The sequence below is a fragment of the Burkholderia metallica genome (assembly GCF_001718555.1).
GTDB lineage: Bacteria > Pseudomonadota > Gammaproteobacteria > Burkholderiales > Burkholderiaceae > Burkholderia > Burkholderia metallica.
Map to the genome: position 1 here is coordinate 2427016 of NZ_CP013403.1, position 25630 is coordinate 2452645.

At 65.7% G+C, this 25630-nt stretch carries 18 protein-coding genes; 7 read left to right on the forward strand and 11 right to left on the reverse strand.

Annotation, left to right across the window (positions count from 1 at the left end):
- Positions 1–35 precede the first annotated feature (35 nt).
- Positions 36–2003, forward strand: a complete 1968-nt coding sequence (locus tag WJ16_RS30295) for a Xaa-Pro dipeptidyl-peptidase (protein WP_069260652.1) — start codon at positions 36–38, stop codon at positions 2001–2003.
- A 131-nt stretch (positions 2004–2134) separates the two neighbouring features.
- Positions 2135–2503 carry an NUDIX domain-containing protein gene (locus WJ16_RS30300; RefSeq protein ID WP_069260653.1) on the forward strand — a complete coding sequence of 123 codons (369 nt, stop codon included), beginning with the start codon at positions 2135–2137 and terminating at the stop codon, positions 2501–2503.
- Positions 2504–2524: 21 nt separating this feature from the next.
- On the opposite strand, the gene WJ16_RS30305 is transcribed toward WJ16_RS30300, so the two are convergent.
- Positions 2525–3454, reverse strand: coding sequence for a 2-hydroxyacid dehydrogenase (locus WJ16_RS30305; RefSeq protein WP_069260654.1), 930 nt, complete (start codon positions 3452–3454; stop codon positions 2525–2527).
- Positions 3455–3621: 167 nt separating this feature from the next.
- Here WJ16_RS30305 and osmF point away from each other — a divergent pair, with 167 nt between their 5' ends.
- From osmF to WJ16_RS30325, 4 genes are read left to right on the forward strand one after another with little or no spacing between them, the layout of a single operon-like run.
- Positions 3622–4545 carry a glycine betaine ABC transporter substrate-binding protein OsmF gene (gene osmF, locus WJ16_RS30310; protein WP_069260655.1) on the forward strand — a complete coding sequence of 308 codons (924 nt, stop codon included), beginning with the start codon at positions 3622–3624 and terminating at the stop codon, positions 4543–4545.
- On the forward strand, positions 4542–5720 hold the full coding sequence (locus WJ16_RS30315) for an ABC transporter permease (RefSeq protein ID WP_069260656.1): 1179 nt from the start codon (positions 4542–4544) through the stop codon (positions 5718–5720). The genes osmF and WJ16_RS30315 overlap by 4 nt, the downstream gene beginning before the upstream one ends.
- Positions 5717–6655, forward strand: a complete 939-nt coding sequence (locus tag WJ16_RS30320; protein WP_069260657.1) for an ABC transporter ATP-binding protein — start codon at positions 5717–5719, stop codon at positions 6653–6655. The genes WJ16_RS30315 and WJ16_RS30320 overlap by 4 nt, the downstream gene beginning before the upstream one ends.
- Positions 6652–7422, forward strand: coding sequence for an ABC transporter permease (locus WJ16_RS30325; protein ID WP_069260658.1), 771 nt, complete (start codon positions 6652–6654; stop codon positions 7420–7422). The genes WJ16_RS30320 and WJ16_RS30325 overlap by 4 nt, the downstream gene beginning before the upstream one ends.
- A 73-nt stretch (positions 7423–7495) precedes the next feature.
- On the opposite strand, the gene tssJ is transcribed toward WJ16_RS30325, so the two are convergent.
- From tssJ to WJ16_RS30375, 10 genes are all read right to left on the reverse strand, one after another.
- A complete protein-coding gene (gene tssJ / locus WJ16_RS30330) occupies positions 7496–8101 on the reverse strand; it encodes a type VI secretion system lipoprotein TssJ (RefSeq protein ID WP_069260659.1) in 606 nt (201 codons plus the stop codon).
- Positions 8102–8170: 69 nt separating this feature from the next.
- Positions 8171–9166 (reverse strand): type VI secretion system baseplate subunit TssG, encoded by a 996-nt coding sequence (gene tssG, locus WJ16_RS30335; RefSeq protein ID WP_418219886.1) that lies wholly within the window; start codon positions 9164–9166, stop codon positions 8171–8173.
- A gap of 41 nt (positions 9167–9207) precedes the next feature.
- A complete protein-coding gene (gene tssF, locus WJ16_RS30340; RefSeq protein ID WP_069260661.1) occupies positions 9208–11031 on the reverse strand; it encodes a type VI secretion system baseplate subunit TssF in 1824 nt (607 codons plus the stop codon).
- 91 nt (positions 11032–11122) lie between these two features.
- On the reverse strand, positions 11123–14743 hold the full coding sequence (locus tag WJ16_RS30345; protein WP_084636133.1) for an ImcF-related family protein: 3621 nt from the start codon (positions 14741–14743) through the stop codon (positions 11123–11125).
- Between the two features lie 11 nt (positions 14744–14754).
- Entirely contained in the window at positions 14755–16029 is a 1275-nt protein-coding gene (locus tag WJ16_RS30350) for a hypothetical protein (RefSeq protein WP_069260662.1), read from the reverse strand.
- On the reverse strand, positions 16029–16286 hold the full coding sequence (locus WJ16_RS30355; RefSeq protein WP_069260663.1) for a PAAR domain-containing protein: 258 nt from the start codon (positions 16284–16286) through the stop codon (positions 16029–16031). Before WJ16_RS30355 ends, WJ16_RS30350 begins: the two co-directional genes overlap by 1 nt.
- A 94-nt stretch (positions 16287–16380) precedes the next feature.
- Positions 16381–17319, reverse strand: coding sequence for a DUF6708 domain-containing protein (locus WJ16_RS35145; RefSeq protein ID WP_076606031.1), 939 nt, complete (start codon positions 17317–17319; stop codon positions 16381–16383).
- Positions 17319–20327, reverse strand: a complete 3009-nt coding sequence (locus tag WJ16_RS30365) for a T6SS effector BTH_I2691 family protein (RefSeq protein ID WP_069260665.1) — start codon at positions 20325–20327, stop codon at positions 17319–17321. The genes WJ16_RS35145 and WJ16_RS30365 overlap by 1 nt, the downstream gene beginning before the upstream one ends.
- 5 nt (positions 20328–20332) lie before the next feature.
- Positions 20333–21346, reverse strand: a complete 1014-nt coding sequence (locus WJ16_RS30370; protein WP_069260666.1) for a hypothetical protein — start codon at positions 21344–21346, stop codon at positions 20333–20335.
- Positions 21346–23691: a type VI secretion system Vgr family protein gene (locus WJ16_RS30375; RefSeq protein WP_084636135.1), complete on the reverse strand. Its 2346-nt coding sequence runs from the start codon at positions 23689–23691 to the stop codon at positions 21346–21348. The genes WJ16_RS30370 and WJ16_RS30375 overlap by 1 nt, the downstream gene beginning before the upstream one ends.
- 372 nt (positions 23692–24063) lie before the next feature.
- Between WJ16_RS30375 and tssC the strand changes: the two genes are divergently transcribed.
- Positions 24064–25617 (forward strand): type VI secretion system contractile sheath large subunit, encoded by a 1554-nt coding sequence (gene tssC / locus WJ16_RS30380; RefSeq protein WP_069260668.1) that lies wholly within the window; start codon positions 24064–24066, stop codon positions 25615–25617.
- Positions 25618–25630 lie beyond the last annotated feature (13 nt).

The window sequence follows — 25630 nt, forward strand, 5'->3', positions numbered from 1 at the left end:
GGCCGGTTCCGGACAATCACAACAAGAGGTCGACTATGGACATTCATCGAACCGGATTGCGTCGCGCGTGGCTTCCCGCGCTCGTTGCGGCCGCGACGCTCGCCGCGTGCGGCGGCGACGACGGCGGCAGCGTGGCGGGCGTCTCCGCGCTCGCGCAAGGCCAACAGGAGGGGGCCGCCGCATCGGCGGCCGACAAGCAGTCGTCGGCATCGCGGATTTCGCCGTCCGGCGTGCCGTACGCGAATCCGGCCAGCGGCGGCCGCTACAGGCCCGTGATCGCGAACGGCCAGGTGCAGCCGTCGCTGTCCGGCGGCACGATCGAGGAGAACGCGTGGGTCGACACGCCGGTCGATTCCGACGGCGACGGCACGCGCGACCGCATCCACGTGCGCATCGTGCGCCCGACCGAAACCGCGAATGGCGCCCGCACGCCCGTGATCGTGCTCGCGAGCCCGTACTATGCGGGCCTCGCCGACAGCCCCGACCACAACGTCGACGTCGAACTCGACGGCACGCCGCACCCCGCCGCCACTGCGCAGGCGGCCGCGGCCGCATCGACGTCCGCGCGCATCATGGCCGCCGCGCCGCAGGTACGGATGCTGCAGCAGGTCGAAGCGGCCGCCGCCGGCCGCTCGTGGATCGAGAGCTACTTCATCCCGCGCGGCTTCACGATCGTCTACGCGGATTCGCTCGGCACCGCCGGCTCGGACGGCTGCCCGACGATCCTCACGCGCGACGAATCGGTCGCGATGGCATCGGTGATCCGCTGGCTCGGCCGCGACGCGAGCGCGAAGGACGCGAACGGCAAGACCGTCGTCGCGAACTGGTCGACGGGCCACGTCGGCATGTACGGCGTGTCGTACGACGGCACGCTGCCGAAGATGGTGGCGAGCCTGCGCACGCGCGGGCTCGACGCGATCGTGCCGGTCGCCGGGCTGACGAACATGTACGGCTACTACCGCTCGGGCGGGCTCGTGCGTGCGCCGGAAGGCTATCAGGGCGAAGACGTCGACGTGTACATCAAGGCGCTGCTGACGAACGCGCATCCGGAGCGCTGCACGCACCTGATCGACGAGGCGCTGCAGCAGGAAGACCGCAAGACCGGCGACTATTCGCGGTTCTGGGCCGCGCGCGACATCCCGACCGCGCTCGCGGTCGCGCCGGCGCTCGTCGCGCAGGGGCTGACCGACGACAACGTGCGCGTCGACCAGTCGACGTCGTGGCATCTCGCGATGCGGCGCCAGGGCGTGCCGACGCAGCTGTGGCTGCACCGCCTGAAGCACACCGACCCGACCCGCGTGCCGGCGATGGCCGATGCGTGGACCGCGGAAGTGAACCGCTGGTTTACGCGCTACCTGATCGGTTTCGACAACGGCGTCGAACGCGATCCGCGCGCGGTGATCGAGCAGGCGGACGGCACGCTGCTGAAGGAAGCGGACTGGGCCGCACGCCATGCCACGCCGGTCACGTATTTCGCGGGCGGCGACGGCGCGGGCACCGGCACGCTGCTGCGGCTGCCGACCGGCGGCCCGCTCGCCCGCTTCACCGACGATGCGCGCATCACCGCGCTGACGCTGGCGAACACGCCGACCGGCGAAAATCGCAGCCGCTTCGAGACCGCGCCGCTCACGGCCGCGACACGGCTGTCCGGCGCCGCGACCGCACGCGTGAGGCTGACCTTCACCGCGGTGGCCAACGTGACGGCGCTGCTGGTCGATCGTGCGCCGGACGGCACGGCCACGATCGTCACGCGCGCGTGGACCGACCCGCGCAACCGGTGGTCCGAGTGGCACTCGGAGCCCGTGCTGCCCGGAATGCCGTACGACCTGAAGCTGACGTTCATGCCGCGCGACTACAAGCTGGAAGCCGGCCACCGGCTGGGGCTCGTCGTGCTGTCGAGCGACAACGAGGCCACGCTGCGGCCGACGCCGGGCACGGGCCTGACGCTCGATCCGGCCGGTACGTCGGTGACGGTGCCGCTGGCGTCGTCCACGGGCGCGTAGCCGCACGCCGGCTGCCGGCCTAACGGCACAGCGTCCCCCGCCTGCGCGCCGGTCGGCGCCGGCGGGGGATCGCTGCAAGAAGGTGACGTGTGCGATAGGCTGCGAAAGTCGAATGCCAACGGAAAACGCACATGATCCCGATCAGCGCCAAGGCGATCGTCCGCGACGCTCGCTCCGTCCTGTTCCTGCGCAATCCGCGCGACGAATGGGAGTTGCCCGGCGGCTGGCCCGAAGCGGGCGAATCGCTGGAAGAAACCGTCATGCGCGAAGTGTGGGAGGAATGCGGAATCGTCGCATCGGCGATCCGCTACGTCGCGAGCCGTTCGTGCGAGGTCGTGCCGGGCAAGCGCGTGCTCATCGTGTGCTTCCAGTGCGAGGTCGATCGTCGTGACATCGTCCTGAGCGACGAGCACCGTCAGTTCGGCTGGATCGACCTCGATGCCGACAAGCCGGCGAACCTGCCGGCGTTCTATTGGGAATTCTGCGCGCAGGCGGCCTGAACCGCGCCCGCCGCCCCGCGCTCAAAGCGGCGTCAACACCGGCTGCCCTGAAAAGTGCCGCTCGGCATTGTCGATGAACTGCCGCACCGAGCGATCGAGCGCCTCGGGCGACCAGCCGCCCATGTGCGGCGTCAGCACGACGTTGTCGAGATCCGTCAGTGCGCGCGGCGGCTCCGGTTCGCCTTCGTACACGTCGAGTCCCGCGCCCGCGATGCGCCCGTCGCGCAACGCCTCTGCCAAAGCAGCGGTATCGACAACACTGCCGCGCGACACGTTGACGACGAACCCGCCCGGGCCGAGCGCATCGAGCACTGCGCGATCGATCAGGTGCCGCGTGAGCGCGCCGCCCGGCGTCGCGACGATCAGGAAATCGGCCCACTGGGCGAGCGCGTCGACACGGTCGAAATAGCGATACGGGACGGGCTTCTCCGACCGGTTGTGATAACCGATCTCGATGTCGAAGCCGGCCGCGCGGCGCGCGCATTTCTCGCCGATCTTGCCGAGTCCGACGATGCCGAGCTTCTTGCCCGACACGTTCGGCGGCATCGGCAGTCCTTCGCGCCACACGCCCGCCCGGGTTTTCGCATCGAGCTGCACGACGTTGCGCACGGCCGCGAGCAGCAGCGCGAACGCGTGATCGGCGACGCAATCGTCGTTGGTGCCGGCGCCCGTGACCACGGTGATGCCGCGCGCCTTCGCATGCGCGACGTCGATGTGCTCGTAGCCGGCGCCGAGCGCGCTGACGAACGTGAGTTGTGGAAGGCGATCGATCTCGGCGGCGGTGAGCCCCGTGCTGCCGTTGGTCAGCACCGCGCGTATCGTGCCGCCGTGCTCGGCGATCGCGCGTTCGCGCGCGTCGGGTGTCGGGGCGTAGCGCACGTCGAACGACGCGGCGATCTCGCGATGCGCATCGCCGCGCAACGCGATCAGAACCAGCAGCTCGGGCTTCATGTCAGGAAGTGTCGGCAAGGCGGGAACGGATTCGAGTGTAGCAAGCCGGGACGACGGATGCGGGTTATCCCCACACGGGCTGTGGACACGCCGCCGCAGGCGGTTTGCCAAAGCCGGCTCAGTCAAGTAACTTTCGGCGTACGCCCCCGTCCTGGAGAATGGCCCGTATGAAGCTCGCCCTGCCCGCCCGGATCCTGGGCCTCACGCTCGCCGCTACGCTCGTCGCACCCGGCGCGCACGCCGACACACCCGTCGTGGTGTCGTCGAAGATCGATACCGAAGGCAACCTGCTCGGCAACCTGATTGCACAGGTGCTGAAGGCGCACGGCATCGCCGTCACCGAAAAAATCGCGCTCGGCACCACGCCGATCGTGCGCAAGGCGCTCACGAGCGGCGAAATCGACATTTACCCCGAATACACGGGCAACGCCGCGTTCTTCTTCAACAAGGCCGACGATCCGCTGTGGAAGAACGCGAACCAGGGCTACGACACCGCGAAGAAGCTCGACTACGCGGCGAACCATCTCGTCTGGCTCGCGCCGGCGCCCGCGAACAACACGTGGGGCGTCGCCGTACTCGCGCCCGTCGCGCAGTCGCAGCACCTGAAGACCTTCTCCGACTTCGGCAAGTGGATCGCCGGCGGCGGCAAGGTGAAGCTCGCGGCGTCGGCCGAATTCGTGAACAGCGCTTCCGCGCTGCCGTCGTTCGAGAAGGCATACGGCTTCAAGCTGAAGCCCGACCAGCTCGTCGTGCTGTCCGGCGGCGACACGGCCGCGACGATCAAGGCCGCCGCGAACCAGACCGACGGCGTGAATGCCGCGATGGTCTACGGCACCGACGGCGGGATCGCGTCGAGCGGCCTCGCGGTGCTCGACGACGACAAGCACGTGCAGCCCGTCTACGCCCCCGCGCCGGTGATCCGCGAAGCCGTGCTGAAAGCGCATCCGCAGATCGCCGACTACCTGAAGCCCGTGTTCGCGAGCCTCGACCTGAAGACGCTGCAGACGCTGAACGCGCGCATCCAGATCAACGGCGAGCCGGCCGCCGGCGTCGCGAAAAGCTACCTGAAATCGAAGGGTTTCGTTAAATGACGCAGCGCGCGGCGGCCTCCGCGCGACGCATCGCGGTGGACAAGGTCGGCATCCTGATCGGTGTCCTGACGATCGTCGCCGTGCTGGGCCTGCCGTTCGCGGTGCTGCGGCCGAACCGCATCGCGGCCGGCACCGACCTGTCCGTGTTCGCCGCGCTGCCGGCCGTGCAGGGCGCCGTGCTCGCCGCGCTGTGGATCGTCGGCGCGCTGTGGGCGATGACGGCGAGCCGCCCCGCGTGGCGGCTCGCGGCCGGTTGCGCATGGCTCGCGACGCTCGCGTACGCGGTCGGCGCGGCCGCGGCGCACGTCGTCGCGCCGGACGACACACTCGCGCGCGTGTCGCCCTCCGCCGGCGTCTGGCTGCTGCTGTTCGCGTGGGCCGTGCTCGTCGCGGACGCCCTTGCCCGGCTCGCATTCGGCCCGTGGCGGCGCTTGGCCGCGCTCGTCGTCGCGATAGCGGCGATTTCGGTGCCGCTCGCGAGCGGCTGGTGGGACGGCCTCTCCGTGATGCGCGAATACGCGGTGCGCAGCGACGATTTCTGGCGCGAGGCGATCCGGCACGTGTCGCTCGCCGGCGGCTCGGTGGCCGCCGCGCTCGTCGCGGGCGTGCCGCTCGGCATCGCGTGCGCGCGCATCGCGGCCGTGCGCACCGTCGCGATGCCCGTGCTCAATATCGTGCAGACGATCCCCAGTATCGCGATGTACGGGCTGATGATGGCGCCGCTCGGCCTGCTCGCCGCGCACGTGCCGCTCGCGGCCGCGCTCGGCATCCGCGGCATCGGCGTCGCGCCGGCCGTGCTCGCGCTATTCCTGTATTCGCTGCTGCCGATCGCATCGAGCGTCGTGGTCGGGCTCGGGCAGGTGCCGCCGCACGTGACCGAAGCGGCGCGCGCGATGGGCATGACGCGCGCGCAGCGGTTGCTGCGCGTCGATCTCGTGCTCGCGCTGCCGGTGATCCTGAGCGGCGTGCGCATCGTGCTCGTGCAGAACATCGGGCTGACCGCGGTCGCCGCGCTGATCGGCGGCGGCGGCTTCGGCACCTTCATCTTCCAGGGGATCGGGCAATCGGCCGCCGATCTCGTCCTGCTCGGCGCGATCCCGACGATCGCGCTCGCGCTGGCGGCGGCCGTCATCTTCGAAGCCGCGACCACGCTCGCGAAAGGGCGTGCAGAATGATCGAGATCGAACGTGCGGGCAAACGCTTCGGCGACATCGTCGCCGTCGACGACGTGTCGCTGACGATGAAACGCGGCACGATCACCGCGCTCGTCGGCGCATCGGGCAGCGGCAAGTCGACGCTGCTGCGCATGATCAACCGGCTGATCGCGCCCACCAGCGGCACGATCCGCATCGACGGCGTCGATACGGCCACCGTCGCGCCCGAGCAGTTGCGGCGCGGCATCGGCTATGCGATCCAGGGGCACGGGCTGTTTCCGCACTGGAGCGTCGCGCGCAACATCGCGACCGTGCCGCGCCTGCTCGGCTGGCCGGCCGACCGCATCGATGCGCGCGTGAACGAATTGCTCGACCTGTTTCATCTCGCGCCGGCCGAGTTCGCGGGCAAGCTCCCGCACGAACTGTCGGGCGGCCAGCAGCAGCGCGTCGGCGTCGCGCGAGCGCTCGCGGCCGAGCCCGCGATGCTGCTGATGGACGAGCCGTTCGGCGCGCTCGACCCGATCATCCGCAACAAGGCGCAGGACGACCTGTTCGCGTTGCAGCGCCGCCTCGGCATCACGGTCGTGATCGTCACGCACGACATCGAGGAAGCGCTGAAGCTCGGCGACACGATCGCGGTGATGGACGGCGGCCGGCTCTTGCAGGTCGCCTCGCCGGCCGAGATTCTCGGCAAGCCGGCGGCCGGCGTCGTCGAGCAGCTGGTCGCGGGCGTCGACCGGCCGCTGCGCCTGCTCGCGCTGACGCCGATCGACGCGGTAGCCGAACCCGGTCATGCCGACGGCGAGCCGATCGCCGCGACGCGCACGCTGCGCGATGCGGTGTCCGAGCTACTGTGGCGCGGCGTCGATGCGCTGCCGGTCGACGATGGCGACGCTCGCCACGCGCGCCGCATCACGCTCGATGCGATCCGTGCGCACGCGAGGAAGCCCGCATGACGGCGCGCGGCACCCGGCGGCCCGGGCGGTCGGCGCTTCCCGCGTACGTCGCGCGCGCGGCCGCGCTCGCGCTGCTGCTCGTCCTGCTGCTGCGTCCCGCGTGGCTGCAGGGACTGTTCGCGCCGTTCGCGGACAACGGCGCGCCGGTCATCTACGATCGCGCGAGCCTGCTCGACCTCACGCTCGCGCATCTCGGCACCGTCGCGCTGTCGAGCGTGATCGGCACGATCGTCGCGGTCGCGGCCGGCATCGCGGTCACGCGGCCGTGGGGAGCGGATTTCCTGCCGGTCGCGCGCAGCGTCGTCGACATCGGCCAGACCTTCCCGCCCGTCGCGGTGCTCGCGCTCGCGGTGCCGGCCGTCGGCTTCGGATTGAAGCCCGTGCTGATCGCGCTCGTGCTGTACGGACTCCTGCCCGTGTTCGAAAGCACGATCGCGGGGCTCGAGGACGTGCCGCGCGACGTCGTCGACGCCGCACGCGGGATGGGGATGAGCGGCTGGCAGCAACTCGTGTCGGTCGAGCTGCCGCTCGCGTTTCCGGTGATCGTCAACGGGGTCCGGCTTGCGGTCGTGATCAATCTCGGCACCGCGACGATCGGCTCGACGGTCGCCGCGCGCGGGCTCGGCGACGTGATCATCGCGGGGTTGCAGACGTCGAATACCGCGTTCGTGCTGCAGGGCGGCGTGATCGTCGGGCTGCTCGCGGTGCTCGTCAGCGATGCGATCGGGGCGATTGCGCGGGTGGCGGTGCGGCACACGAGGGCCTGAAACTGCCTGGTCGTGGATCGAATGACGGACGCCGCCCCACGCATTCCCGTTGTACCGGCACACGGCAGGCAGGTCAGCCCGCTTGCGTTCGGGTTTCCTCGACAACGGGCTTCGGCTTTGCGGCATTCGGCACGCTTTGCTGTGCCGTACTGCGCTTCGGCCCCTCTGTCCGCCCAACCAGATTCAATGCATTGTCATACCCATCGATCCGCACGGGATCCGTACTTTTCCATTGCTTTTTCGGGATCAACAGCTTCCACGCAGCACCCGCTTCCGGATTGCGGAAGAATGCAACTACGCCGACAAATTGTGCGTCGACATGCATGGGCTCGGCGATGCTGACGCTCGCATCGGGCCGTAGCAGAACGCTCTTGGTCACCAGGAGATCAGCCTTCAGTGCATCGAGATCGTTGGTCTGCAACTGCGCGTAGTCGAGTTGGCGGAAGGTCTGCCCGGATTTCAGCTGATAAATGCGAACGATGGTCGACAGCGGTTGCGACGCATCGTTCGGATTGAGCGACGCACGGCTGACCAGATCGATATTCATCGTCTTGACCTGCGTCGTGAATACCCACTTCGCGGCATCCATCGCGCCATCCTTCACCGCCTGGCCCACGCCGCACCCCGACAGGGCAACGGCGGCGGCCGTAATCGCGCCAGTCATCAAGGTTCGAATCATTCAATCCATCCTGTTATCGTTACGTCCGCGAAATCACGTCCCGCCAATACCGGGCGTGCAAGCAAGTCATCATCCGGAAACCCGATCCGCGCCGCCTGTCCATCGACCGAGCTGGACACGCACTGCCGCCGTTGTCGATGCATGTGTGCCGGGTGGCGACAGTTGGCTGGTGTACCCAAGGCTGACGTCGGTCGAATTCAGTCGCGGACCCGGCATCAGCGCCGGCGCAACATGCATCTCGAGATGGGCATTCGCCTCGTAACCGAGATAAAAGCGCAGCAGCGCCATGAGCGCCCGATGCTGACTGTGCCCCGGCATCAGCGCCAGCACCGATTCGCGCGTATCCGGCCGAATGACCACGCGCACCGTATTCGCCCGATCGCAAAACTCACGACCCAGCAGGCACCCCTCCCCGAGCGCGCCGGGTTCGTGCATCCCGACGCGATGCCATACCGGATGGCATTCCTCGATCGTCACGTGCGCATCCGGCACCGCATGCCGGAGCACGCCGGCAAGCCCTTCCGCCGTCCGCGTCTTCTGCGCCGCGAGTCCGAGCATCGACAACAGCCTGCGGATGCCCACCGCCCCGGCAATCTCCGGATCGCCCAGCCCGAGACCCGCGAAATTCAGCAGGTAACGCGAAACCGTATCGTCCCCTTGCGGCCTGAATCCGGTCGGATAGCGATACTTGCGCCATACCCGGTAGTACTGCGTCGCGATGCGATGATGAAACAGGTCGAGAAAACGGGACAGCGCATCCGCACCCTCTCGATTCTGTGCGATTGCATCGACGAAATACGACGGCATCCGCGCATCGACGCCGTACAGCCCCAGAAACGTCGTGCGCACGTCCGGGGGCGCCGTCGGACGATCAGGATCGTGTTCCACCGCATCGATTTCACGATTCGGAAACCCGATCCGCGCCCGGGAGCGAAACCGAACGGGTTCCGCCCGGGGCGAATCGGTCGTACCGAGCGGCGCCCGATCGGGCGCCGCGAGTTCGAGCAATTCGCAGAAGCGATAGAAGTTCATCCGCGTCGCGCTGTCGAGCAATGCCGGCAACAGCGCGTCCGCCTCCCGCGCACCAGCGGGGTTTCCGGGCCGGTTCAAAACGGCGCCCCGTCGCCTTTCGTGTCCGGCCAGACAACGCGCCGGCCCGTCGGCTGTACGACGATCACCAGTCTCGTGAAAAGGTTCAGCGTCGCATACAGCCCAAGGAATCGATTGAGCATGCCCCCGAACAGCTCCATGTCGCCGGCGCCGGCAAACGCCCCGCTATCGAGCGTCACTTCGATTTCGACGCCGCGTTGCAGCCCGCCCTTCACCAGCGTCTGCAGCGGCCGATGCCGCACATCGACGATCGCTTCGATGCGGCGTTTGTTCAGTTCTCCTTCGGTCCAGTCGTACAGCGCGAGCGCCCCCCGCAGGATCTCCGGGTTCAGCAAGGACAGGTAATTCGGCGCCAGATGCGACAGAACACGCCACTGAAAGCGATCGTCGGTTGGCGGATAGACGGGAAGCGTCGGTGCCGTCAGGTTGCGTACCGATTCCACATTCGTGAAGCCGCCGCGCATCCGGGTAATGCTCGTTTCGCGCAACCCCTTGCGCGGCAGCATTCCGTTCGTACCGGTCACCGTGAGGGACAGCGTCTCCATCGGTAGCGCCGCCTGCCTCTCCCACGCGTGTCCGCCCAGCACGACCCACGTGTCGAATCGCCCCGCGGGGCCGCGCCGCATTCTCGTGTGGAAGTATCGTTCGGGCATTTCGTGGCGCAACATGCCGCCGCGATGTCGGAACGATGCAAACGGCGCGTACTCGAAGCGCTGCCCCGACTGCCCCTCGAAGCCCTGCACGGCATCTACCGAATACACGTCGACCTGGCCATCGTGCTGCTCGATCGCGTGAACGCGATACTCCGTTTCGAAGTGCGTGACGCGGATCGGGTCCGCCTCCATCCGGAACAGGTTGATGATCGGCGTACAGAAAAGGCGAACGTTCTCTGCCGAGAACCGCAGGTCGTCCGGATAAGGACGGCTCGGTACCACCTCGACGTCGAAGTACGGCGCGTCGTCGGGAATAGCCTGCATGTCGAGCCCCGACACGTCCACAAACATGAATTTCTCGGGGAACGTGAAGTACTCGAGCAGCAACTGATACCCCCCGAACGCGTTGTCGGCTTTCGGCCACAGTCGTTCGTCAGCCGCGAATCCCGCCGGTTCGATACGGAGGCCCGGCATGGGCTGCGCAGAACCGGGACGGTCGGCGGGATAGCCGGGAATGCGTACCTGAAGCGCGGCCGGCGCGTTGACGAGCGCCGCGTACAGCGCCAGTGCAACAGGCCGGTCCGCGTTCAGGAACAGGCGCAGGCGCGGCACGCTCAGCCGCGCCCGCTGCGCCTGCGGCTCGATCTCGAACCGGAAACGCAGGACCGACCGGCCGTCTTCCCGCGCATACGCGCTCGCCTCGGAGAGCCGCAGCGGGTACAGATCGACTGCCTGCGTCGTGCGATAGACGCACCGCACGCCGTCGTCGCCCCGACCGGAGGACGGTTCGGCAGGAATCGGCGCGGACTCGACCTCCAGCCCGGCAGCAAGCGTCTCGTGCTTCTGCAGCTCCCCGGCGGACGGAGTCAGTTCGAGAATGGACAAGGACGGAATCATCCTCAGATAGTGCGGCCACAGCATGCTAACGAGCCCCTCCGTCAGCTCCGGCAGTTCGTCGTCGAGCTTGTGGCGAAGGCGCCCCATCAGAAAGGCGAAGCCTTCGAACAGACGTTCGACGTGCGGATCGCGTTCGCCGATACGATCGATGTTCAGCATCCGTGCGCGATCGGGGAACGCCTGCGCGAACTCCTTGCCCGCGTCATGCAAGTAGCGCATCTCCGCCTCGTAGTAGCGGAGGATTTCATTGTCCTGGGTCCCGTTGCTCATTGACTCGATCTCGCGATACCGTTGGGTTGGATGAGACGCGCTTCGGCCGCGTACACGAGCACGATGCGCGCCGATACCTTTCTGATGACGTTCATAGCGGCCGCCTGCCTTCCGGCAGCGGCGTGCCGGCATGCTTTGCCGCATCGATGAACGCGCTCGGCAGCGGCGGGGGGCCGTCGGCCCGCGCCGATCGCGCAGTCGACTTGCCCGCAGCCGGCCCTCGCGCGGCGAAGATGCGCGACGGCAGCACAAATTGCCGCAGCGTCAGCAACTCCAGCGGCCCCTTGCCCACGTCCGTGCGCAACACGACGCTCAACGGATACACGACATCGGGGGAAGGCGGCACCAGCGGTTCCTGTGTCGTCAGGCTGTCGGCACGCTCTGCCACGGCGGTTTCGTCACCCTCGTCACGCTCGTCACGCTCGACGCCACCGGCTTCCTGCGCGCCTGCGCCAGCCGCAGCTATCGGCCCCCGCCCCGCTCGTGGCGCACGCGTATCCGGAACGGCCTGCCACGTCAGCAGAAAGGTCGCGCTGTCGATCGGCTGCACACGAGCCCGTTCGAGCATGCGAATCCATCCCCAGCGGCCGCCAAATTCGAATTGCTTGTTCGCGCCGGCCGATTCGGTCTGCCATTGCAACGACGTACCGAGCCCCTGCGTCCGGTTCGACGGCCACGTCATCGGCTGCCATGTTTCCTGCTGGTTGTAGTAATGCATGCGCTGGCCGTCGAGCATGAGCGTCGTTTCGGTCACGCCCACGGTCGGCACCGGCCGCAGGTCGAAACGATATTGCGGCTCACCCTGCGCGAGCAGATGGCCCGCCATGCGCTGCAGTAGGTTCATCGCCTTCAGGAAATCCGGATCGAAGCGCACGGCCGTTCCACCGGCCGATGCCGGCACCCACTGATCGCCCTGCAATTCGAGCACGCCCGCAAGCTGCGAACCGAGGAACGCACCGATCAGCCCGCCCTGCGGGCGCAGGAACCGGGCAAGTTCGGGAATCGATGCATCGTTACCGGTATTCGCAAACGGGTAACGGCCGGCGAACGAGCGATTCCAGGTCGCGACGATCGTCCTCCGCCATGCGTCGTTCAGGCTGGCCTGAGCCGGCTGCATCACCGTTTGCGTCGCCTGCGCGACCGGTCGCACGAAGAGCGCTTCGCCCATGCCGGCCCACTGCGCGCCCAGGCTCGCCGCGATCAGCTGCGCATAGGCGTGCGTATCGGCCAGTTCCGATCCGCGCCCCTGGAACAGCGATTGCGCTGCCTCCCTCGCCCGCGCGTCGGCATCGGGGCTATCGTTGATCTGCTGGAGTTTCAGGCGCAGCGTCGTCACGCGATCCATGAAGCGCTGCAAGCTCAGGTCGTTGCCGCCGCCGTCGTCGCCTTGCGCGACGATGCGCAGCACGGGGCCGAACGACGCGCCCAACGGCCCGGCGGGATCGGGCTTCGCCATCTGCGGCCCGTCGATCTTCCCCCCGAATATCTGCTGGGCCTTGTCGACCAGCGTATCGGACAGCGACGCCTTCAGCGCCCCCGCTCCTGCCTGATACTCGAGCGACTTCATCAGCGCGATCACCGGCGACTGCCGCGTATCGGCCATCAGCCTGAGCTGCTGGATCGAGGACGGCAGCGTCGGCGCCGGCTCCCATTGCAACCCGTTCATGAAGCCCTGCCAGCGATCCGCGTAGTCGTCGAAATAACGGCGGGTGAGCGCGGCCTTCAGGTCGGCCGCCGGCTGCTCCGGCGCATGGCGAACCGGGTGCTCCGCCAGCACCCAGTCGTGCGCGGCCTCGTTGCGCGTCGCGGCCTCCTCGATCGCCGCCGCGATCGCGCCGTCGTAGGCCTGCCGGGTAAAGGTACCCGGTACCGACACCGTGGCCCGCAGCAGCCCGCGCGTGTCAGTGCCGGCCGTGAGCGACGCGAGTGTCTGGTCCGGGTAGCGGTTGCCCGCTGCTTCGATGACGCCCCGGTAGATCGTATCTTCCGAATTCTTCACGCCGATGACCGCCAGCAGCGTCTGGCGCGCACCATTGACGAGGTCCGTGCGCGCGCGGATGCGCCAGTCGTCGTGCGCCTTCAGGCGATCGGCATAAAAGCCCAGCAGCCGCCCGGACAGGTCGAGCTTTTCCCCCGGACGGAGACTCGCGCCCGTGCTCCAATAGCGAACCATCTGCGGGGTCATGAAGGTCGCATCGGCGCGCGCCGGCTCGGCCAGCATCAGGTAGGTCTTGAGCGCTTCGTGGCCGGTGAATGCCAGGCGACTGGTCCGGTCGTCGACCTGTTCGGTCTGCATCTGGCCGAGATCGACGAGCATGGCCTCGAGGTTCTGCTGAACCGGCGTGACCAGTACCTGACGGCTCGTCCGCGCATAGGGTTGCCACAGCGCCGCGAGCATTTCGCGATCGCGGTTCATGCCGAACCGCGACATCAGCGGCGTGCGCTCCCGCGTCCGGCTTTCGTAGAAGGCGATACGCTGCTGCAGCGCCAGCAATGCGCGCAGCCGCGCCGCGGGATCCGGCGCTGCGTCCAGCGTGCGGAGCACCTGCTTCGTCCGCAGCACCTCGCGCGCGTTCGACACGCCGGACACCAGCATCCCCGCCGTCCACAGGCCCAGTGCCGTGAAGGCGACGATCGACCACGCGGTCACCGGGTGCCAGCCAACCCGACGGCCCGGTACGGCCCGCGCGGCGTCACCGAGATAACGCCACAACGGCTCACCGACGTCGCGCGCGATGCGCGGGTCGTGCGCGGCATTCGGACAGCCTACGAAAAACACACCTTCGACCTGCTGCCTGCGCTGAAACCTTCCGATCGCCGAATGGGCATCATTGCCGGACAGGCCGGCCATCCAGCCTGCCAGCTGGGCAATGCGTGTGTCGAGTCGCGCCGACAGCGTCGCCGCCCAGGTATCCGCAGCATTCCGTGCCAGTTGCGCCACGGCAAGATCGGCAAGGCGCCTGCGCACGGTATCGAGCGCGGCGCCGATCGCGTCGGCGTCGGCGGGACGCGGTATCCGGGCGCCCGCCACCGATGCACCGCTCCCGGCGGCCGAATCGGCATCGGCCACGTCGAGCACGTACACCGGCGCGGCCCAGCGCAACGTATCGGCGATGCGGGCGAGGTTCAGGCCATCGCGATCAATGCCGCGGCGCGGCGCGGGCGGCGGCACCATCCCGTCGACGGCCAACACGACGGCATCCACCGGCCGGCGACGGCGCAAGCGAACCACGCGCTTCAGCCACGCCTCGTCGGGCAGTCCGTTCTCACTTGTCCGGCTCCACAGCACGACCGCATCGTCGGCAAGCAGCCAGCCGGACTCCGCCAGTTCCGGCAACAGCCGGGCGATCGTCGGATCATCACCCGTCAGCAACAGCCACGGCTGACGGTAGCGCCAGCGGAACCCGTACCGGGCGCGCAACGCACTGCGCAGACCGACGAACGGATCGGACGGTGCCGACGGCCGGCCATCAGCCTCGGCATCGACAATTTCGGCCGATCCGACCGCCTGCATCGCGGCCTTGCGTTCGGCGCGCCGAACCAGCAACGCATAAACGACAATCGCGATCACGAACAGCAGGGCCAGCGCGCAGACGGCCAGCAGCCGCTCGTTCATCGTCGACAGCCCGATCCGCTCACCTTTGCCGAACACGAAAAGCGACGCGCCGATCAGCGCCGTGAACAAAGCAGCCAGTGTGTAATTCAAACGCATCGCGGCTCCTGTCAAAATCTCGGCGCGACGACCGCGACCGTCACGTGATCCGCGTGGGCAACGCTGACCAGCTGCGTTCGTGCGGAAACCCGCGCGTGCTCCAGCGCCAAGGCGACGCACAGCCATGGCGCCGCCATGCCGGCCGTGCCGATCCACAGGTCGATGTCGTGCTGGCCGTCAAGGTTCGGCGTCTGCATCGCGCCGACACCCCATGCATCGAGAGCGCTCGCCAGTGCGCGATTCAGCGGCGTCTCCGCGCCGCCGGCCATCCAGTGGTCGAGCAGCTCCGGGCCACGCACGCGTGCCCAGAGCAGTGCCTGGGCCACACCCTGCGCCAGCGTCGCCTCATCGCGTCGTTCCGGACGAAAGAGCAGCGCCTGAGTCGTCAGCCGGGTACGCGCCGTGACCGACTGCGAGGCCAGCAGCAGGATCACGCCTGCTTCGGCTGCCCCTTCCGCCGGACGCGCATTCAGCAACGCGTTGAGTTGCACGACGCACAGCAGGACGACCGCATCGGCCCCTTCGTCGTCTTTTCCGTCTATCCAGCGATCGGCCGCGATCAGTTCGGGCGCCGTCGTATCGATTTCGGGCTTGACCGATGCGCGCAATCGATTCGCAGCCCAGCCGGCATGCCATGCGTTCTCGATCTCGGGTGTCGAAAGCAACGTGTCGACGCCCAGCCGAATCCGCAATGGCGTGCGTTCGGGCATCGCCCGCAGCGTGGGCGCGATCCCGCGAAGCAGCGTGTCGAACAGGTGGCTCAGCAACGCACGGTGCCGCTGCGCATCCGCGTGATCGTCTTCGGGTATCCATGCCTCCCCTTCCGGCTCGATCCAGCGTGCCGCCACGACTTCATGATCCCCCGGGAAACGGGCTTGCTGCGCCAGCGCGAGTCGCTTCTCCACGACGGCATCGGCCCGGTTGTCGTGAGCCTGCGCGGAAAAGACGAATCCCGATCCGAGCACGTGAAGGGGAACGCGGGCACGGCGGCAAACCGACTCGACATGACGCTGCCGAGCTGCGTTGTAGTCGATCGCACGCCGTCGCGGCGCCTGCAGGACGCCGAGGTAAGCGAGAAACGGGACCAACCAGCCGATGGCCGGAAACACGACGACGCAACACCAGAACCATGGCGTGTTCGTGGGTTCGCCAGCGGGCCAGAAGCGAACGACGCAAAATGCGCCGCCCCCTGTCAGGATGACGAACAACAGCGCACAAGCCAGCCAGGCCGGCCGAATGCTCGGCACGTCGCGCTCCGGGCCGATCCTCTGGAGGTCGAATGCCATCACGCGCAGCCCGTCACCTTGCTCGATGCGATCAGCGTGGCCCCACAGCGAGTCTTGTGGCCATGGAACGAGAGCGGCAGATCGCCATCGCGCATTCGTGCGTTGCCCTCGGCGATTTCGTTGTCGCCGCAACGCGGGCACGAAACCTTGTCGGTCTTGCGCGCGGCACCGCGGCCGTGCAGCTTGACGCGGGATGAGCCGGTCAGCACCTTGCCGCCGTGGCTCGTTGCGTCGCCGACGTAGATGACGTTTGGCATTTTTTGGTTTCCTATGGAGTTGAAATGGCAATTGGGACGAATGGTGATCGCGGGGTCGGGGTGTTTCGCCAGAGCGGTTGTGGTTGCGCGCTCGTTATCGATATGCCGGCGGATTCAGACTCGAATCGCGTATGTACGGGTCACCCGGTTCAATGCGGCACTCGGCTTCCACGTCCTCCGGCCATTTCGGCACCTTGCTCGTGGCGTGGTGCACCAGACGACCGATGAAGAACAGCACGTGGAACGGGAACATCAGCCACTTGAAGACCGGATTCCATGCATCGTGCGAAACCAGTTGTATCCAGCCCTGGTACAGCGTCTCGCGCTTGTCTGCGATCGGGAGATAGAGATCGAGTCCGGGGGCGTTGAGTACCGCGCGCGGCCCTTCTTCCATGTAGCGGCGGATGAACTCCCAGTGGCGCAGGCAGTATTCCTTGCTGCTGGATGCGTAGCCGAACACGAACATCTCTTCGACGGTCTCGGGATCCTTCAGCACAAGCCCACATATGCCGAACGTGCGAATGCCGGCAACTTGTGCGTTCACGCGCAACGCGAAATATACGTCGTCCCATGACGCCTTCAGCACTGTTCCGTCGCCGCGAAAAACATAAACCATGCGCGCCCTACGATTTATGCGAATTGGATAATGCGCATATCTTAACCATTCCCCGATTTTCATGAGAAATGCGGTGCTTCCAGCAATCACCGAAATCGATATAATTGAACATACCCCAAGCGCCACTAGCATTTGCCATTCGTCACTTCTATTCCACGCAGGATTCAAATAATTATTAAAAATCACCACACCCCAAAGAGAAAAAATCGCCCACAAAAATCCGCCTACCGCCAGCAATCCTATAAAACTCATTAACCCGCGATTCGAGTAGTATCCGTCAACCAATTCCAGATACGTAGAGTTCAACCGGATCACCCTCATTGAGGCATGCGGATCTGCCTCTCGACGCTTAACTGGCAAATGCCACTCGCGGTCCTGCTCAGTAAGCGGTCGCTGCTTCTTGCTCGTCGTAAACATCACGCTCCCGCCATCATCTTGTTGAAATCTGCCTGCTCAACTTTGGACTCTCCGTAACGACTTGAGATTGGCAGAACGCCCCAGTAGGTTTTCTCAAGCCATTGAGAAAAAATGTTGCCTTTCACATACTCGATCGCCATACCTACCCCCACCAGCACAACAGCGAGAATCAAGCCCCATCCCGTTAAACTCAGACCGAGAACCATCGTGCCGCCACCCGCGACTGAGTACGCAGCCCAACCGCCAGCAATGGCTGCAGCAATTCCGACTCCACCGGAAAAAAACTGGAGCATTGCCAGTCCCCATTTCGATTGCGCGGCGCTCACGACGCCATCAACTGCATCCATCACCGCCACCACCCCCGACACCGCAGAAGCCATCCCCCCCACCACCCGCAGCGCAATATCCGCACGCATCGCCAGCTTCCCGCCCGCCACCCGCTCCGCCATCCCCGTCGCGTACTGATTCCGCCACGTCCCGTACGTCTTCGCCACATTCCCCACCCCGGTACCGAGCGCGCCCACAAACAGCGCGCCGCCCAGCGTCTCCCGCCAATCCTGCTGCCGCGTCTTCTGAAACGACAGCGCCTTCCTTTCGCTCTCCAGCAATGCCTTCCATCCCGCGTACTTGCACACCGCATCGATCGCCGTCAGCGCGCCTTCCGTCGCCGCCCCATACACCGACGCCCCCAGCTTCGCCCGCAGCAACCGGAACTCACGCAAACTCCCCGGCGACGTCACCTTCTCCGCCAGCAACTTCACCCTCAACGTCGGATCGCTCGTCGCTTTCAGTGCCTCTCGGATGTCGTCGTTGATGAACACCACCATCCGCGCCTTCACGTTCCCATCCCGTGCCCGCGCCTCGAACGACGCCAGATTTCCGCTCGCAAAACTCCCCACCACCTGCCGCTCCGCCAACGTCGTCAATTGCCTCATCTGCTGCGCCGACAGCGGCTTGCCCGCCTGCTCCCCCGCATCCACCAGGTTGTCGATGAACAGTTTCGACAGCGTCTTGATCGTGTCCCGCGCCGTTCCATTGATCTCCACCGTGCCCGCCGGCATCTTCAGCGCCACGCCAACGACCGCCATCCACCGCGCCAGCGTCTTCTCCGCCGCGTTCTCGTTGAACTCCCGCAACACCGCCGCCAACGGTCGGGCAATTTGCGTCAGCACGTTCGCCACCGAATCCGGCAACAGTTTCGGCGCGGCTTCCTGCTTCGCCTGCTCGGCTTGCGCCTGACTCGATTTCGCCGCCGCTTCCTTCCGTTCGACAGCGCGCCTCAGCGGGTTGTCGAACAGCGCCACGCCCGACGACATCGCGGACGCGAAAGAGAGCTCTCGGCGAGCGGCTTCCGCTTGCGCCCTGGCCTTGTCCGCCGCCGCCTGCTTCATCCGCGCCTTGGCCTGTGCGACCGGGTCCGATTTGATGAGCGCCTGGCAGCGCTGTGCGTACCGATCCATCAGGGCCTTCCACGGCACCGCCTCCGGATCGAGCGGCGCGGCCGCGAGTGCCTCGATCAGATCGTCCTGACGCAGCACCAGCGCACGCAGCAGCAAATTGGTCTTGTCCGTGATCGCGCCCTTCAGCCAGCGCACGTAAACTTCGCTGCAGCCGGCGATCTCCTGCGTCGCCGCCATGCAGCGCTGCAGCGTCTCTGCGTAGACGTCACCGGCCAGCGCATCCTTGCCGTCGTGCGTGCAGTCGAGCTTGTTGGCGAGCTGGTTGCTTTGCATCCACGCCGCATGCGCCTTCGCCAACGGTTCGATATGTTGCGTCTGCAACGTTTTCTCCGCCTGCTCGTATTCCGTCTTCCACTTGCCGTAGGCGTCGACGTTCAGTTTGTCCAGAAACGCATTCCACGATTTCTGCTGCGCGTTCTCCCACCGTTCCGGCGACGGGTGCCGGATGAGTGCGTCCAGTTCCTGCTCGCGCGCAGGATTCCTGGGTGGCACACTTCCCATCGCCCGACCATGCTCGCGTGCAACCTCGTAACTCACCTTGAGGTAGTCCGCCAGATCGTCCGCCTGCTGGAACACCTCCCTCTTGACCTTCACGTCGTTGGACGCATGCAAAGTCTTGATCGCCGCATCGAGTGCGACCAGGTCCCGGTAGGTCGTCGGATACGGGCCATATCCGGCCCCGTACCTCTCCTTCTCCACGCGCGTATCGTTCAACCGTTCCTTGTGCCAGTTGATCAGCGCGGCCAGGTCCTGCGCGACACCGGCCGGATCGTCCACCGCGACGATCGCACCCAGCAGCTCCGGGCTGCGCCGGCTGCACGCCGCCAGCACCTCGTCGGCCTTGCCCGCATGCAAATGGAAACGGGGCGCGGAGGACGGCGCGAAACCGTTCGGCACGGATTTGGCCGTCGCGTACTCGCCCACGGTCGTCGCAAGCTCGCTCATCGGCACCGCATGCGGAACCGCGCCCCGCCCGCGCGAAGCGCTCTTTCCGGTCATACCTGGATGCGCGTTCGCCCACGCGCCCGCGTCGAACGCCCGCATGTGCAGTTCGCGCAGGCGCTTCCCGTTCGCCCCTTTGTGCGCGTCGATCACGGCCTGCGTCCATTGCACGTCGGAATACCCGAGCCAGACGATGCCCGCGTCGCGCGCGCCCGGAATCGCAATGCAGCCCGCCAGTTCCCGATGCCCGGTGAAGTTGCACGGCCTGGCCGATCTTGCGCAGTCCGGCACCGCGGCTTCCGGCGCGATGCGCAGATAGTTGCCGTCTTCCGTGATCCAGTACGCGTCCATCCGGTCGCGTTTCTCGTCGTACACATACAGATAGCCGCTGCGCAGCAGCCGCGCCGTGTATCGCACGCTGCCGCCCTGCATCGCCAGGTTCTGCGGCTTGCCGTTGCCCACGCTACGCGCCGCATCCTCGACCTTCAATGGCGCGCTTACCGCCGGCAGCCCGCTGCTGACGGGCGCAACCGCATAGCGCACCGGCATCAGCAGCAAGCCGTGCTTGTCACAAAGATCGCATTTCGGTTCTGTCGCAGCGGCCATCGATGTCAGGTCCCGTCGAATGAAAAGTGATTCTTAAATGGCCGATCCGGCGCTACACCATCGCCATCGGTCACGCACCCGGACAACGCGCAATGCTCGTCCGGCGTCAGCAGAGCCATCACGTCGGCCCAGCCCATCGATGCGGCGCGGGTTTCCAGCCGCGCCCAGCAGTCGACCAGCTTCGGATGATCGAGAAACGCCGCGCCGTAGCGCACCGCGTACTCGGCATAGCGGACGCAGTCGTCCCGGTCGCGCCAATGCAGCCTGTGCTCGGCCGCCGTCAATGCCGATTCGATTCGCGACGCGATCGCAACCCGCTGCGGCCAGTCGAGTTCCTCCGGGTTATCGAGGCAAGCGACCACCCGATTGATGCTCGCGATTCGCTGGGCCCGCGCCCATACGGCAGCGTCGATGCGCCGGAACTCACCTGCGCGCGCCTCGAACAACACGACAGGGGCCTGCCTGTTCTCATCAGCATGCCGAACTTTCACGTCGAATCTGAACCACCCATCCAGCCAGGGAAACGACCAGCTCGACACGGGCCCGACCAGTTCGTCGAGCGTGTCGGAATCGAGCATCCAGCACAGATGAGCAAACACGCGCGGGTCGAAGAAACGCCACAGCGCGCCGCCGGGCGAGCGATTGCCGTGCCGGTTGACCGGCAGCACCAGGAGAAGACCGGCGATGTGCTCCACGAGCGCATCGAGCGACGCGGATGCGTCGATATACGCGCCGATTCCCGCCGCCATCAGCGGCGTGTGCTTCCGGTTCGCGTGCTCCGCGTCGAGCACCGCTGCCAGCCACGCAATCTGCCATTCGTCGCACCGACCGAGATCGACGATCGCCGGCAGGCCGGCCGGATCCTTGCCCCAGTTGGTCGGGCTGCACCGCGTCGGGTTCAGCGCGGCAATCATGTCGACGTCGGAAAATGCATCGGGATCGACCAGCAGAAAGCCGCCGTTTGCAAGTGCCGGCGGCTCGCAACGCGAAACGTGGGCGGTAGCTTGCGGATTCGCCATCACGACAACGCCATGCTGTTTTCACCGGCGATCGACGCCGCCGCCTTCGACCCCGCGCAGACGGCAAACGCCGGCAGCTTTCCCGCCGCGCTGTCCGGCCCGTCCCAGGCGAAGTCGGCCATGCGGATCGTCACCTTGTTCGGCGATGCGATGGTGACGTTGCCGTTGTCGAGCTTGATGTAAGCGCCACCGCCGTCCGTGAGCATGATCGACTTGCCCGCCTGGACGATCACGTGGCCGTCGCTGCTGGTCACGGTCAGGTTCTGCTGCGACGTCAGCTCCATTTCGTCGCGCTGCGCCTGGAGCCGCACCTTGCCGCGCGCGGCAAACAGCTTGATACCCATCTTCTGCGCGAACAGACTGACTGCCTCGCCGGCTGCAACGGTGAACTTGCGCAGCACGCCGATATCGGCATTGGCGCCGGCCGTCATCGTCAGATTGGCGCCGGCACTGTGAATCAGCGTATCCGGCGTAACCGTCGTGATCGACGCATTCGACGACAGCAGCATCACCGCTTGCCTGAGATCGCGAATCTGGTCCTGGAGCACCTGCTGCATCGATCTGGCATCGGCCGCATCGGCCTGCGCGACGGCCGCCGCCTGAGCCAGCCCTTCCATGCGGGCCTGCGCGTCGTTCAGACGCGCGAGCGCCTCCTGCATGTCGAGTTGATCGCCGGCGGCTTTCGGTCGATCGTCGGTGGTGACAAACAGCCCCTTCCCGGCACGAATCGCACCGTATCCCGACGTGCGAAGCTCGAACCCTTCGCCGCGCCGTTGCTTGTTCGAATCGACCAGATAACCGAGATTGAGCTGGCTCTTGCCGGAATGCTCGGTGGACAGCTTGATGCCTTCGCATCCCCGCCAGTCCTCCATCCGCAGCTTGTTGTTGCTCTGCGTCCGGATCACGTTGCGCGACAGCCACCGATCCTGATTCGTGACGAGGTCGACCGCCTGGCTGTGGTGGTGAAACTGGGACAGGTACGGCTTGTCCGGATCGCCGTCGCGAAAGGCCACCACGGCTTCGTCGCCGTGCAGCGCCGGAAAATGAAAGCCGGTCTGCAGGCTGCCGGCGAACGGCTTCGCAAGCCGCAGCGGCACGCTCTCGCCGCCGGGATTCCATTCGTCGAAGTCGAGGTCGAAGCGCACCGTGTAGCGGCCCTGCTGCGTGAGGTACGCATAGTCGTAGTCGCCGGGCGACGTGACGCGCGCGCTCAACGTGCCGTTGATTTTCGGCCACGCCGCCTCGTCGAGCCTGAGCCTGATACGGCGATCCGCGGGAATCGCCTGATAGGTGTTGCGATAGGCGCGCCCGCGCCCGCCCGTGTGAACCGTTTCAACCACGACCTGGCCGGTCGGTGCATCCGGCAACGCTTCGTCGACGCGTAGCACACGCGCCGGCCGCAGTTCGAGAACGTTGCTCTCGCCTTCGTAGATCACCTGCCATGCGATCTCCGCCTCGTGACGCAGTTGCGCCTCCCAGCGCGCGCCCTCCTGATCCAGGTGATGCGTGCCGTAAACGTAGGCTTGCCCGTAAGTCGTGACGTCCTTCTTCGCCACGTTCGCATCCGCCTTGAAGCGCTCCCAGGCCTGATCCGGGTTGTAATCCGCGACAAGAATCGATTGCGGAACCGTCTTCGCGTGCATCTCGAGCGCGAACACGGCCTCGACGCCGGCCTCCAGGCCGGCCGTCTCCCGATAACGCGCATTCAGTTCCGGCGCGTAGACGTAGTGATCGACGTCGTCGGCAAACACGAGCACATCGCCATGCTTGCCCTGCGTGAAGTAGCTGTAGATTCCTTCCTTCTGCATCAGCATGCCGATGTAGGCCAGATCCGACATCTGATACTGGAAACGAAATGCATGCTGCGGATACTGGCGGCGCAGCGCGAACGCGAACTGGTGCCCCTTGAAGCCATGGCGGCGCAGGATTGCCTCGATGATCTGCGGTGCGCTCCGTTGCTGATAGATGCGGCTCGTGCGTGCGAGCCGAAGACGCGCGGTGTGCGCCTCGACGACCAGCCGGTAAAGGCTGAAATCCTTCGTCGTCTTCGTTTTTGCGAAGTGCGTCACGCATCCGGCGAACACGCGCGACCGTGTGCCATCTTCCGGTGCGATGGTGAACGTGGCGTCGCGCCCGAGATAGTCGCCGCGAAGGAGGCTGTCCGGATGCGTCAGCTCGATGACGATCCGGTAAGGATCGCCGATACGTTCGGTCGCGGTGAACGACACCACCGACAATTCCCGGCCCGAGGCGCTTCCCGCGACGTCCAGGAAATAGGCCTGCCGCCCCGTCACCGCCTCGTGATTCGCTCCGTACCTTTCCACCCTTTCAAGTAGATCCGCCATCGCCCTCGTTTCCCGTTCGCATCATGCTCATGATCGATATCGCGCACGCTGGCGCAACAGCCGGCATATGAATTTTTTCGACGCATGGTAAACAGTTTGGCATCCGTTGTGAATCGACATTCACGGATTTTTCGCAGATTTCAAAAATTATTTCGAATGGAAATTTCAAGATGAAATTTATGTGCTATTTATCCTAACTTAGAATTTTGATGTACGAATCTTTATCTCGTAATTACCCGACCATTCAATCAATGGAATTTGTACTAGAAAGCAATCGAATACTTTCGATCAGTCACATTCATCGATTGAAATTTCGAGAGTGCGTCTTGCTTGACTCGTACATATCAAGTGATCATCGACGAGTATTGAGACATGTCGGAACGCGAAACCGCTCCGCGTGAGTCGGCGACGAGCACGGACCCCGGCGCATCCGCGTCGTCGGACGGAATCTATGCGTCGCTGTGCGACACGCTCGGCATCTCGCCCACGGTGCCCGTGCAGCCTCTGCATGCGTTCGCGCAGCCCGATATCGTGTCGAGATCGACGGCAGGCGAGCGTCTGGTGCATGCGATTACCGTACTCATCGACGCCATCGGGAGCACGTCGCAAAAGATCGACGTGCTGGACAAGAGCTTGATCGACTTCCACATCGCCCGACTGGACGCGCGAATCGGCAACCAGATCGACGCGATCCTGCATGACGCCGCGTTTCAGCAAATCGAATCGACGTGGCGCGGTCTGAAATACCTGGTCGATCGCACCGATTTCCGCAAGAACGTACGTATCGAAGTGCTCGACGTCTCGAAGGAACAGTTACGGCATGACTTCGAGGACTCGCCCGAAATCATTCAGAGCGGCCTTTTTCTGCATACGTACGTCCGCGAATACGACACGCCGGGTGGAGAGCCGATCGGCGCCATCATTGCCGGTTACGCATTCGATCGCAGCGCGCCGGACATCGCGCTGCTGCGCGATATCTCGAAGGTTTCCGCCGCGGCGCACATGCCGTTCATCGGCGCGGTATCGCCGCTGTTCTTCGGCAAGCGGACGATGGAGGAAGTCGTCTGTATTCGGGACCTCGACAGCTATCTCGATCGCGTCGAATACCGGAAATGGAAAAGTTTTCGCGAATCCGACGATGCCCGTTATGTCGGGCTCACGCTCCCGCGTTTCCTGGCCCGTCCGCCATACGGCCCGGACACCGTGCCCGTTCGGGCGTTCAGCTATCGTGAAACCGTCAAGGGCCCCGACTCCAGCCGCTACCTTTGGGCAAGCGCCTCGTTCGTGTTCGCCGCGAACCTGGTAAAGAGCTTCGTCCGGAACGGCTGGTGTGTGCAGATTCGCGGGCCTCGCGCGGGCGGCCTCGTGACGGATCTGCCAGTTCATCTCTACGACCTCGGCAGCGGAACCCCGGCGAAAATTCCAGCCGAGGCGCTGATTCCGGAAACGCGCGAAGCCGAATTCGCGAACCTCGGGTTGATTCCGCTTTCGTTCTATCTCAACCACGATTTCGCCTGCTTCTTTTCGGCGAACTCCGCGCAGAAACCCGTTTCATACGAGGCGAAGGAAGCAGCGGCGAATAGCCGCATCAATGCGCGACTCCCCTATATTTTCCTGATCTCGCGTATCGCGCATTACCTGAAGCTGATCCAGCGCGAGAACATCGGAACGACGAAAGACAGGCGCCTGCTCGAACTGGAGTTGAATACCTGGATCAAGTCGCTCGTAACGGAAATGACCGATCCAGGCGACGACCTGCAGACATCGCACCCGCTACGGGAAGCACGCGTCAGCGTCGAGGACATCGAAGACAACCCCGGCTTTTTTCGCATCAGGCTGTTCGTGGTTCCGCACTTTCAGATCGAAGGGATGGACATCGGCCTGTCGCTCGTCTCTCAAATGCCCAAGGCAAAAAACCGACGCTGACTATCGGGGCCGT